This is a genomic window from Bacillus andreraoultii, assembly GCF_001244735.1.
Lineage (GTDB): Bacteria > Bacillota > Bacilli > Bacillales > Caldibacillaceae > Caldifermentibacillus > Caldifermentibacillus andreraoultii.
Window position 1 is genome coordinate 2121044 of sequence record NZ_LN868937.1, and the last position, 12916, is coordinate 2133959.

General features: G+C 34.7%; 8 protein-coding genes, 1 pseudogene and 1 riboswitch. Of the genes and pseudogenes, 5 read left to right on the forward strand and 4 right to left on the reverse strand.

Annotated elements, in window-relative coordinates:
- Positions 1–424 (reverse strand): phBC6A51 family helix-turn-helix protein (locus BN2144_RS20150; RefSeq protein WP_033829123.1); only part of this gene is annotated, 424 nt, incomplete at its 3' end.
- An 892-nt stretch (positions 425–1316) separates the two neighbouring features.
- Between BN2144_RS20150 and BN2144_RS15370 the strand changes: the two genes are divergently transcribed.
- Positions 1317–1655 (forward strand): hypothetical protein, encoded by a 339-nt coding sequence (locus BN2144_RS15370; protein ID WP_033829124.1) that lies wholly within the window; start codon positions 1317–1319, stop codon positions 1653–1655.
- 137 nt (positions 1656–1792) lie between these two features.
- Positions 1793–3337, forward strand: a complete 1545-nt coding sequence (locus tag BN2144_RS15375) for a recombinase family protein (protein ID WP_033829125.1) — start codon at positions 1793–1795, stop codon at positions 3335–3337.
- Positions 3338–3446: 109 nt separating this feature from the next.
- Here BN2144_RS15375 and BN2144_RS19320 read toward each other — a convergent pair.
- Positions 3447–3614, reverse strand: a pseudogene (locus tag BN2144_RS19320) (DUF255 domain-containing protein); the annotation flags it as partial.
- Positions 3615–3859: 245 nt separating this feature from the next.
- Entirely contained in the window at positions 3860–5389 is a 1530-nt protein-coding gene (locus BN2144_RS15380) for a type I restriction-modification system subunit M (protein ID WP_033829126.1), read from the reverse strand.
- Between the two features lie 204 nt (positions 5390–5593).
- Positions 5594–5694: riboswitch (purine riboswitch) on the forward strand.
- Between the two features lie 237 nt (positions 5695–5931).
- On the opposite strand from BN2144_RS15380, the gene BN2144_RS15385 reads away from it, so the two are divergent.
- The 3 genes from BN2144_RS15385 (at position 5932) to BN2144_RS15395 (ending at position 10887) form a co-directional block, all read left to right on the forward strand.
- Positions 5932–7227, forward strand: a complete 1296-nt coding sequence (locus BN2144_RS15385; RefSeq protein WP_033829127.1) for an NCS2 family permease — start codon at positions 5932–5934, stop codon at positions 7225–7227.
- A 215-nt stretch (positions 7228–7442) separates the two neighbouring features.
- A complete protein-coding gene (locus BN2144_RS15390; protein WP_017550355.1) occupies positions 7443–8756 on the forward strand; it encodes an IS1380-like element ISBco1 family transposase in 1314 nt (437 codons plus the stop codon).
- Positions 8757–10374: 1618 nt separating this feature from the next.
- Positions 10375–10887, forward strand: coding sequence for a CcdC family protein (locus tag BN2144_RS15395; protein ID WP_033829128.1), 513 nt, complete (start codon positions 10375–10377; stop codon positions 10885–10887).
- 50 nt (positions 10888–10937) lie between these two features.
- Here BN2144_RS15395 and BN2144_RS15400 read toward each other — a convergent pair whose 3' ends face one another.
- Entirely contained in the window at positions 10938–12809 is a 1872-nt protein-coding gene (locus BN2144_RS15400) for an FAD-dependent oxidoreductase (RefSeq protein WP_033829129.1), read from the reverse strand.
- Positions 12810–12916: the final 107 nt, after the last annotated feature.

A 12916-nucleotide genomic window follows, 5' to 3' on the forward strand; every position in this document is an offset into this window, starting at 1 on the left:
TGCCGCTTTCGGCTCTCTTAACGTGGGCTTTTAGCACGTTAGGAATTACCTCTTTAACGTTTTCTAGCGATTGTTCAACGACCGCTTGTTTGAACGTAGGGTCTTTTCTCCAACGGTGTAATTGACGAACTGAAATACCGCTTTGTTCCGCTATTTCTTCGAAGCTGAATCCCGCTTTATTTGGTTGCGACAATAGCCCAATCGCAATTAATTGTTTTTCGCTGAATTGACGTAAATCAACTTTACTCATAACGAAAACACCCCCAAAGTCGAAATTTTTAATCGGACGTCTACGGAAAGCCTTTTGCGGATATTTTATCGTTTCTCCGAATCGTCGTTTTCCGTTATTTTCCGTTATTTTAAAATCGGCTGGAAACCGCATAAAATCAACGTTTTTCAAAGGTCGATATTTTACGTTTTTCAACGTATTTTATCGTTATTTTGACGTATTTTTCGTTAAATTTTCGAATGTCACTTTTGACGATTTTATAACGATTTTCGGACGTCCTTTTATCGCTATTTATCGTTATTTTATCGTTAAATTATTCGTAAGAAACATATACAACGAAATAATAATTCGTAAATCTACGAATCTATAAACGACAATCTATACGAACAATCTTCGATAATCAATAACGAAATAATCAACGTAGTAATTTAACGAAATATCCAACGAATAATATATATATATATATATATATCGAAAATAATCTTCGTTTTACAATCTCGAATTAATTAACGTATTTTACGTTTATAACGAAATAATCTTCGTTACAATAACGTTATAATCAACGTTTAATAATTCGTTTATAATCCCTACGGGATAAATTGCTTCGCAATTTTATAATATATTTATTTATTGGTTATTCTTTGTTGGATATTCTTAAATACTGGATATTCTTCTTGTAACGCCAAAGTTACAACGTCCTAACCTTCGAACGTTACAACCCCTACGAAAAGGCGTTACAATCCCTTCGAAGAATTCTATTTATCTACTAACGACCAATTTAACAAGGTCGATTTCGTAAAAATATTAAATTTTTATAATCGCCGCGGCAAATCGTTGTTTTCTCGGTTTCGTTTCGCCAACCCGTCTTATTTTTCGATTCGTTTACGGTGCATTTTAACGATACCGAACGACAACGAATAACATTCTATTGTCGCTTCAATTATATATTTAGACTAACGACGGATTTAACAAGGTAAATTTTCGTAAATTCCATTTAAAAACTTTGACCATTTTTGACAATTCTTGGTATACTAACTTTGTGAGGTTTTTTTCCTATATAAAAACGACGAAAGGACTGTGGTCACGAATGGAAGGTAGCGAATCCTCAAAACTACTAGAAAATCAACTAACAGAACTGACGGAAGAATTGCGTTCCGCCCTTACTTTCGCTTATGTAGCTAAAAAACTTCGCAAGGCGGGAATCTGCACGAAAGACGTAGCGGGCGATTGCTTGTATTATGCTAATCGAGATATTCGCGACTGTATTCACAAATTGGCGGAATACTATAACGAACCATATATCGAAGACAAAATCTTCGGCGTCGGTTTTGTTAGCGATAGCCCTAAATCCGAAACAGAAACGATTTTCTCGAAAGTTTGGAACGACGTTGTTCAAGAAATCGACCATAAGTGGAAAACCGCGTAACCATCTAACAAGCCGTCTAACAAGATATGTTAGGCGGTTTCCTTTTATCTAAATAGTAGACTTGTTTACAAAAACTGCGAAGGTCGGTATAATGTTATCGAACAAGTAAACTAATTTTATAAGGGGGCGAAAGTGAATTGAACGCACTTGAAAACGTTCCTTACAACGTTTATGAAAGTATCAAGTTCGTTGCAATTTATTTGAGAAAATCAAGGAACGAAGAAGGCATTAGTGACGAAGACGTATTGTTGAAACACCGAAGCCAACTACTCGATTTTTGTAATAGACACGGGTTCGATTACGATATATTTCAAGAAATAGGTTCTTCCGATACAATCGAATTCCGTCCCGAATTCAAGCGGTTGTTGGAACGTGTTCAACGAAAAATTTATGACGCGGTATTGGTTATTGATTTCGACCGAATAACACGCGGCGATACTTACGAATATGGTTATATTAAACGTATATTTGCCGAATCAAATACGCCGATTTTAACGCCGTATGGTGATTTTATCGACTTATCGGACGAAACAAATATACTTATTGACGTTAAGGCTTCAATGGGTCGATACGAATATATCCAAACGAAAAAGCGTTTCAAAGAAGGAAAGAAACGTTCGGCTCGGCTTGGTCGTTGGTCGAATGGAACGCCGCCAATCGGTTATAATTACGACCGAAATACAAAATCGTTAGTAATTGACGAAGAAGCCGCTGAAATGGTTCGCAAAATATTCGAATGGTATGTAAACGACGACTTACCTCTTCAACAAATCGCCTTTCGTTTGAATAGAATGGGTTATCGTACACGGAGAGGAAAGTTCTTCCAAGAAATTCAAATCCAACGAATCCTTACGAATGAAACGTATATCGGTACGATTATCTATGGAAAGACCGAAGGAAGCGGGCATAAAAAGAAGAAAACGAAGCCCCTTCGCAAGAAGCCCGAAGACGAATGGATTCGCGTCGAAGGTTGTCACGAACCAATAATTGACAAAGATATATTTTATCGGGCTGGAACGAAACTAGCGAAAAGACAAAAGATTCCGCGTAAAGCACGTCAAGAGGTTTATACATTATCGGGATTGATTCGTTGCAAACGTTGCGGTTCGCTTATGCGACAATATCTGCGAAAACGTGCGGACGGTTCAAAAGTTCTTAATGTTAGAATCTGCCAACATACCGACCCGTTCGGAAATCGTTGCGGAAATTCGGGTTGTAATTCTGAAATCCTTCTTATTGCATTAAAAGAACAAATCGAAGAATATCGAAATAAACTTTTAGATTCTTCGGGCGTTGTTGATATGGATTCACAAAAACGATTAAAAGAAAAAATAGCGATTATCCGTGAAGAACTAGCGAAATTAGAAGAAGGACTTGAACGAATCAAAACCTTATTCGTAGACGGGTATATCGACAAAGAAGAAATGGACAAAAGAACCGAAGAACAATCGAAGAAGGTAGAAACAAAACGTCGCGAATTGAGGTCATATGAAGCGGAATATAATAGCGTAAGTAACGACACGGTCGAGAAAAAGCTAAAATTGGTCGAAAGTATTGCGGAACAATTAGACGTAACCAACCCTTTTGATAAACGATTAAATCGTGATTTGCGAAAACTGGTCGATTATGTTTCGTATGAACGAAACGGTGAAAAATTCAATATTAAAGTAGAATTCTACTAAGTCACCGAAAATGGTGGCTTTTTCTTTGTTTTTTAGTGAATTGTCACGTTATAGGAAAACATTGTTATATCAAGGCTTATACGATTGCGACTTTTACGTCGTGCCATCAATGACAAGTTGAATAGCCAATACTGACAAATACCGGCTTATTTTCGCGTTTTGCTTTCTCAAACGCCTCGTTTCCCCACGGATACCAATCAACTGGATTATAGGCATGTTGTAATAAATACGGTGATTTTTCTTTGATTAATCGATTTGGGGTTTTATTTACAGTCATAAACCATCACCTTCTCGGTTATATAATAGGTCCTTCTTAAGAAATAGTTTATCCAAACAAGAGAAAAAGACACTGGCTTTGTGCCTCGGACAATGAAGATCATCTTCTTATCACAGTATTTCATCCTTAATAATCAAGATTGCATGAGAAAATTTGAACTTCCCCTTAAATCTTAAAAAGTAATCATCAATAAAATTCTATTCTCCTACATGGAAAATTTCATAATTACTTTAAAAATTTACTACCTACAAACCTAATTCTCGCAAATAATACTCCATTTGTGCTTCGACTTCCTGGAGTTCTTTTCGGATGTTTTGAATATTCTCTTTCGCCACTTCCATATCAATCGGTTCTGATTCTTCAAATGTGTCAACATACCGTGGGATGTTTATGTTGAAATCATTTTCAACTATTTCATCAAGTGTTGCAACATAGGAATATTTATTCATCGTTTCTCTTTTTTCATATATCTCAATAATTTTTTCAATATCCTCCATTCGTAATTTGTTTTGGTTTTTCCCTTTTTTATAATGTTCTTCACTCGAAGCATCAATAAAAAGAACATCTTTTGGTTCTCTATTTTTCTTAAAAATCAAAATACATACAGGGATACCTACACCATAAAATAAATTTTTAGGAAGTCCAATAACCGCATCTAGAAGGTTGTACTCAATAATTTTTTTACGTATCCTTTTTTCACTTGCCCCCCGGAACAAAACACCATGAGGGAAAATGGTTACAATTGTTCCATTTTCCGCAAGTGAGTATAGCATATGTTGAATAAAAGCAAAATCACCTTTTGAACTTGGTGGAACTCCCCATTCAAAACGGCTGTGAGGATCGAGCCCCGCTCTCATTTTAAACTTTTTTTCATTTGTAACTTCGCTTGCAAACCCTATTGCCCACTTATCTAAGGAGAATGGAGGATTGGCAACAATTTTATCGAATTTCATTAATTTCCCATTTTCTAAATGAAGTGGTGCTGCTAACGTATCGCCCCATTCAATTTTTGCATCATCAATTCGATGCAAATACATATTCATTCGTGCTAACGAATAAGTAGCTCCGTTTCGTTCCTGACCGTAAATCGCTACCTTCCGATTTGGAACTTGTTGCGCCACTTTAATCAATAAAGAACCGGATCCACATGTCGGGTCATAAATTCGGTCGTTTTCTTGTGGTTTTACAAGTCGTGCAAGTAATTCAGAAACTTCAGCAGGTGTATAAAACTCTCCACCTTTCTTTCCAGCATCTGAAGCAAATAATCCAATGAGATATTGATAAGCATTTCCAACAATATCTTCATTCCCTAATTGTGATGGTTTAAGTGAAAGTTTTTGAAAATCCTCTAGTAAAGTACGAATCATCGCATTTCTTTCCTTTGTTCTGCCTAGTAGCGCCTCATTATTAAAGTCAATATTGCGGAAAACACCGCTGAGTTTCCCAGAGTTCTCTTTTTCGATTCGTACAAGCGCTTTGTTAATCATATCGCCAATTTCCAAATCATTTCTCTTACTATATAAATAGTCAAATGAAGATTGTTTATCGAGAACAAATCGTTCCTGCTGCATCGATTGTTGTATTAACTTTACATTATCTTTATATTGCTTTGTATATTGTTCTAAATGTTCTTTATAAGTATCACTTAAATATTTAATAAATAACATCGTCAATATATAATCTTTAAATGAAGTTGAATCAATTTTCCCACGAAAAGTATCAACTGCTTGCCATAAAACATGGTTAATTTGTTCTTGTGTTGTTTGTTCAACCATTATTTGTCTCCTTCTATCACTACCATCGTAAGTTCGTATCTTTTGGCATCTTACTATCCTTTTATGTTCTTCATTTTTCTAATATTTTAGTAGAGTTAAAAATCAAGGTCAAACAGACGAATTACCGAAATTAATAAAAGATGTCATACATCGTAGAAAAACGGCTGTTGACGGCTAGCATAAAACTTGATATCATTTTTCTATTATAATAATAAATAAACACCTTGTATAAGTTCAAGAATAGGCTTGAACGTTTCTACCAGCTACCGTACAATAGCTTGTCTACAAGGAATAAATAGATATTCTTATTGTATTCCACTTGTAAAAGAAACTTTAGCCTTATTTGGCTAAAGTTTTTTTTACAAGTGGAATAGGAAGGCTCTAGCATCTACATCAAAGCAGGAAAACTCTCTTTCTCATCAAGCGAACTCTAGTCTCTCTAGTTACCTAAAGGGTCGAGCTTCAAGTATTCTTTATACGGAAAAGGTGAAACCTTACAGTTATCGGCAAAATAAATGAAAACAGACAGGAAGGATTACATCATGAATAACTTTTTTCAATTTACTAAAAAGAATACTTCCTATAAACAGGAAACGTTAGCAGGCATTACAACTTTTCTATCTATCGCTTATATTTTAGTAGTAAATCCGATTATTCTTTACCAAGCAGGAATGGATCGAGGTGCAGTCTTTACAGCAACCGCACTCACGGCAATCATTGGCACACTTCTTATTGGATTACTTGCCAACTATCCAGTTGCAATTGCTCCTAGTATGGGATTAAATTCTTTCTTCACATTTTCTGTTTGTATGAATATGGGAATTAAATGGGAAATTGCTTTAACAGCTGTATTTATTGCAGGGGTAATCTTTATGCTTTTAAGTTTGATGAAAATTCGCGAAAAGATTATTAATGCAATTCCAGAAGATTTAAAACATGCGATTGCGGCAGGGATTGGCTTTTTTATCGCATTTATTGGCTTTAAAAATGCAGGGATCATCGTTTCCAATCCAGATACATTTGTTTCGATTGGAGACTTAACCTCATCTACCACCGCACTAGCTATTGTTGGCCTTATCATTACGATTTTATTGTTAGTACGTGGAATTAACGGAGGTATATTTTACGGCATGGTCATTACGACAATAATTGGAATGCTCGCCGGTTTAATTAAATGGCCCTCTTCAATTGTTGGTACGATTCCAAGCTTAAAACCAACATTCGGTGTTGTGTTCATGAATTTGCACGAAATCTTTACACCTGACGTGTTAGCGGTTATTTTTACATTCTTATTTGTTGCTTTCTTTGATACAGCAGGTGCATTAATTGCACTTACAAGTCAAGCAGGAATTATGAAAAATAATGAAATCCCAAAAATTGGACGAGCTCTTTTAGCGGACTCTTCAGCCGGAGCAATCGGTGCCATTCTCGGGACATCAACCCCAGCAACAAGTGTTGAGTCATCATCTGGAATAGCAGTTGGTGGAAGAACGGGCTTTACATCTATTATCATCGCTCTTTGTTTCGGTATTGCGTTATTTTTCTCCCCTATCCTTTCTGTCATCACAACTGAAGTTACTGCACCTGCGTTAATTATCGTTGGGGCATTAATGGCGATGGATATAAAAAATATTCAGTGGAGCAAATTAGAAGTTGTTATTCCAGCATTTTTAACGATTATTATGATGCCACTTACTTCAAGCGTGGCGTACGGTTTAGCCTTTGGTTTTATTATTTACCCACTCGCACTCGTTGCACAAAAACGATATAAAGAAGTTCATCCAATTATGTACGTCCTCTGTCTTCTATTTATACTTTATTTTCTTTTTATCGCTTAGATTCACGTAATCACAAAAAACATCTGATGAATTGCAATACAATTTATCAGATGTTTTTACCTGAATTATTCACAAAAATTCAGAAACTTATTATAACTTATGGATTACCAAGCCTTTTCGGCTTTATTGTAATTCATTAAAAAAATGAAAAAAGAATCCATTTCTGTTAAAGTTAAAGTAACCAAAACAAAAACCAAACAGAAAGGACTCTTTATATGGTTACTTTAACGCAAAAAACACTTGATTTCAATCATAAAATTAAATTGTCAAATGATGGAGGTTCTCTTTCCTCCGATACAGGTGAGTTTCTTTTTAGAGAATTCGATGAAAAAATTGGTTTTTCAAAGACTTTAGTTAAGTACTTGAGACTTAACGATTCAAGGAAATATTATCTTCATTCAAATGAAAACTTGTTACGTCAAAAAGTCTATCAAATCATTGCCGGGTATGCGGAAGATGATGCGGCTGATCAGTTGACTCATGATCCTGTGTTTAAGGAAATCATTGAAACTCCAACACTTGCTTCCCAGCCCAGTTTGTCTCGCTTTTATACACGATTTGATAAAGATTCAATTGAACAATTAAATCTGGCTAACCAAGAAATGCTTGATAAGATTCATTGTTTTCGACAATCGAAAGAGTTATTTATCGACTTGGATTCGACTCATTCGGATACATATGGGGACCAAGAATCTTCGTCATATAATACTCATTATGGCACGATGGGTTTTCATCCATTAGTCGCCTTTGATGGTGCGACTGGTGACTTTTTGAAAGCACAACTCCGTCCCGGAAATGTTTATACATCAAATGGTGTGGTGGAATTTATTCGGCCTCTCATTAAACATTATAACGAAATGTTTCCGGAAACTACCCTGTTTCTTCGTGGAGATAGTGGGTTTGCTGTTCCGGGATTATACGATCTGTGTGAAGAAGAATCTGTTTTGTATATTATTCGGTTGAAATCGAATTCACAACTACAAAGTTTAGCGAAGGAATACCATCCTTCTTCCGCACCTTTAGATGTTTCCAAGACGGAAACCTATTATGAAGAAACGATTTACCAAGCAAAATCATGGTCAAAACCAAGAAGGGTGATTATTCAATCGGTACGTCCTGCAGGTGAGCTGTTCTTTACCCATTCCTTTTTTGTTACTAACTTTGAATTAGCTTTTCCTCAAGATATCGTCCGAGCTTATCAAAAAAGAGGGACGATGGAAAACTATATCAAAGAAGCAAAAAATGGCTTTTACTTTGATCATATGAATAGCCACGCTTTTCTAGTGAACGAAGTAAAAATGATGTTAACACTTCTTGCATATAATTTGACCAATTGGTTACGAACTCTTTGTTTTCCGGAAGGTCAAAAAACTATGCAAATTGATACGATACGTACTCGGTTAATTAAAGCGGCAAGTAAAGTCGTGAAATCAGGCAGATCCCTTTACTTCAAACTATCATCGAGTTTTGTGTATCAAAATTTCTTTTGGGATGTACTGAATCGAATTCAAAAACTACAATTGGAATGACCAATAGAATACTTCTCATAACTGAAAAAAATAAATTTTTCAGTCAAGGGGGAAGTATGCCCAAAATACCAGAGTTGTTCTATTGAAAATTCAGTTATTTTATGAATTGGCTACGGTTCTTAATTAAATACCGTTATGTTCAACTAATTTAACAAATTTTATCAAATGGGATTTGTAGCTATGAATATTTCAGGTTTTATTATATTTTTTGGTTATTTTTTAATTTATTATATTTTAATACTTGTTTTTTTAGGAAAAAATAGTTTTATATTATTATAGCAACATGAAAACCTACTAAAATAGATAGGTTTTACTTCTTTCTATTAGTATCCTTTCATTAATTTTTTACTTGTACAAAAAAGGAGGTTTTGTAGCATTTAAGATGTTACGAAAAACAGCCTATGAGAATTTTTAACTTTTTTTATATAAAGGTGTTATTAAAAAGTCCCATCTTTATTAGTTTTATCATTTTTCTTCTATTTTTATTATTTAACATTACTAGCTCGTTAGAAATTTCTATTTTTAAATTTGTCGAGGTTTTTTATTATGGTTTTATTAGCTCGAATTTATTTTCATTAATTTCGTCCATGAAAATCTTATCTTTTTTGAAAGAAATATAATTAAAAAACAAACGAATATTATCCTTTCAATCATTCTATAATAGAAGAAAAGCGGATTAATAACAATAAAGTAAAGATAAAATATATCAAAAATATTCACTCTGGAATTGACAAAAGTGATAGCTTTCATGATAAGGAGATAACACTTGAAAATGCATATATCTATTTCCAAAAAAAGTAAAGTATTTTTTAATCATTTTTTCAAGGTATATGATGCTATGGGAAAAAAGTTGAAGATATCATTTGTAATGATATTACTCTTTGTCATTTTTTCAATCTTAAACCCCGTATCTTCTAATTATGTTCAATCACTAAAGGAACAGTACCTTTTAAGGAGTATTGATAACTTATTCGATTTACACTTTTCCCCTTTTAGCGTCTTTAATTATTTGTTTAGCTTTTTTTAATGACTATAAAGATAAAACGTATGAGTATTTAAGTTACTATCATCCAAATAAAATTAACTACATGATTTTACTTCGCTGGGGTATTTATACTTCCCTTTTTTGTGTTGGTTCTTTTATTTCTGGAATATTTTATTACCGTAACATAGCATTTTTAGATATGACTAGTTTTTTATTAAGTATTCGCTTTATTCCAAATATATTGTTTCTATCGTCATTTATTATCTGTACAACTGTGTTAACAAAAAATAGTTACAATGGGTTATTTATCACCTTCACTTATTTTATTCTTGATTTACTTTCTACAGGACGACTATTTAAACTGTTGTCAATTGGCGCAAATTCAGCTAATTTTTATTATACTATATCGCCACAATATTATTTAATGGATCGAGTTCTACTTTGTTTATGTTCTATTATATTTCTATTTCTTGCTAGTTATAAAAATGTCTTCAACCGACAGTAGAATTTCCAATCATTCACTTAATTTTCTAGTAGAAACCAAAATTTTGTTTTGGAAAGATTCGATGGAAAGTGGTATAATTTATCGTATTCTAAATTGCAATTATACGTTTGGTTAAGTGGGTGATTGTTTTGGTATATATTAGTTTTGTCGTTCCAATTATAATGGCGATTGGTGTTCTTGTCATTCGAATGAAAGCAACGAAACATCCGGTGAATCGAAAAAAGATTATTTTGCCACCAGTATTTATGAGTACAGGTGCGCTCATGTTTATTTTCCCTTACTTCCGTGTAACGCCACTAGAAATTTTAGAAGCCGTTGTTGTCGGAATGATTTTTTCTATTTTTCTCATTAAAACAACACATTTTGAAACTCGAGAGGGTAAAATTTACGTTACCCGCTCCAAAGCATTTGCCTTTATCTTAGTTGGTTTATTACTTATTCGCACAGCTCTTAAGGCAGCTTTAAGTTTTACAATCGATGTTGGAGCAACCGGTGGAATGTTTTGGCTCCTAGCCTTTGGTATGATTGTTCCATGGCGAATTGCGATGTTAATCCAATACAATAGATTAGAAAAAAGCGTGTCTCAGGAAAATAAAATATACGACAGCGAAATAACAAACGAAATTGAACCAACTGTATAATAAATGACAAAAGCACCTGATGAATCTACATTTCACCAGGTGCTTATATTTTACTTATCATCTCTGTAAATTGCTTGTTCTTTGCCATACCACCAATGACCGAGTCGAGCTTGAAGGTATGGAATAACCCAATAATCTAACCCTAATGTTCGACCGGATCCATTTAATAAGGCAATCGATGCTGGGAGAGCCCAAAACTTATCCCAACCTAGCATCGCAGTTAACGTAAACATAACAAGAAATGCTGCACTTGCGAGACTTGCTAAAAAAGTAAATAATCCTGCGATTAATGCGAGTCCAATACCTAACTCGACGAAAATGACAAATTTTTGCATAAATACGGCTACTTCTGGAGTTGGTAACATTATTTTCATTATCCATTCAAACCAAAAAGGCATTTTACTTAAAATAGGTGTTGACCATTCCCCACCCGTATCAGCCGCGGTTGCTCCACTCGTTGGATCTTGCAACCAATCAAACGGCATCCGTACGGTATTTCCTACAAGCCACGAATCTTCTCCTAATCCTTGAAATAAATTAGGTACATTACTGAAACTTGACATCCCTTGTTTCCACGTATCATGGCCCCATAATTTTGCCCCTGCTTCGACTAACCAAAAGCAACCAACATAGAGTCTAAGCGGGAAACTCCAAAGTACATTTCCGTACCGATTTGTAAAATTTCGGAATATATTTCGCTTGTCCTTTATTTCGAAAAACTCATGACGAATATATTGAACCATGTAATACCCACTGCGTATACCGAAAAAATAATATAAGTTCACGATATGTTTCATTAAAATAGCGAACCAACCGCTTAAACGAATGCCATTTAAATTAGCAACACCATATCTTGCACCAATTGACACCATAAAACCGTGGTAATTTCCTTTATATGGAACTTTTTCGCCACCTTTAATTTCCGCAATAATATTCTTTGCCGCTGTCAAAGCAGTTTGTTCAGCTGCTTCAACAATCTGTGGCGTTGGTTTCCCTTCTTCTTCTTCAAAATAGGCTAAGTCACCAACAACATATACATGATCTAACTCTTCTGCTTCCATGTATTGATTGACTTTGAGACGCCCAGCACGTGCTTTTGCCATACCGTAATCTTTAACATCCGAGTTGGCTTTTACACCGGCTGTCCAAATTAATGTATAAGATGGGATTATTTGTCCTGATTTTAAGACAACATGATCTTCTTTCACTTCAACAATTGGAGAGTTTTTTAAAATTTGAATACCTTTTCGCTCCATATATCTTTCTGCTTTATCGGCATCATTTCGATCGAGCATATTTAATATAGTTGGTGCGGCTTCAACTAAGTATAATGAAATTTCATCTTCGTCCAATTTATTTTCTCTTGCTAAACCTCTCTTCCATTCTAACAATTCGCCAACCATTTCTACGCCTGTAAAACCTGACCCACATACGGTAAAACTAAGCATTGCTTCTCGCTTCTTAAAATCTAATTCAGAAGCTGCCAGTCTGACGGTCTTTTCGATATGCTCGCGTAACTTCATCGCATCTTCCCAAGACCATAATGTAAATCCGTTCTCTTTCACACCAGGTGTTCCAAAATCATTTGGCTCCGCACCCATTGCTAATATTAAATAATCAAAGCTATATAATCCGTTCTTTGTTGTAACCACTTTCTTATGATGATCAACATGGTGAACTTCATCGGTAACTAAATTCACTTTCGTTCGGTTAAAAATTTTTCGTAAATCCATTTGTACGGCTGATGGCTCAACACGATGTGCCGCAACCTCATGAAGTTCAGTTAACATCGTATGGTAAGAATGCCGATCAATTAACGTAATTGTAACACGATCATCATTTTTAAAAGTTCCAGCTAGCTTTTTTGCCGCGTGAACACCCGAATAACCGGCGCCAATGACGACGATATTCTTTTTATCCATATGTCATTCACCCCTTAAAAAAAGTTTTTCCTGACTTTGTTTTTTTATTCGAGTTATCATTAACTTCCTAGCGCTTGAAATTCTCCTTCTTTTGTATAAAAGAATGG

Bases quoted from the DNA above. Each gene is read 5' to 3' on its own strand.
- BN2144_RS15370 (WP_033829124.1), top strand. From the start codon at position 1,317: ATGGAAGGTAGCGAATCCTCAAAACTACTAGAAAATCAACTAACAGAA.
- BN2144_RS15380 (WP_033829126.1), bottom strand. From the start codon at position 5,389: ATGGTTGAACAAACAACACAAGAACAAATTAACCATGTTTTATGGCAA.
- BN2144_RS15385 (WP_033829127.1), top strand. From the start codon at position 5,932: ATGAATAACTTTTTTCAATTTACTAAAAAGAATACTTCCTATAAACAG.
- BN2144_RS15390 (WP_017550355.1), top strand. From the start codon at position 7,443: ATGGTTACTTTAACGCAAAAAACACTTGATTTCAATCATAAAATTAAA.
- BN2144_RS15400 (WP_033829129.1), bottom strand. From the start codon at position 12,809: ATGGATAAAAAGAATATCGTCGTCATTGGCGCCGGTTATTCGGGTGTT.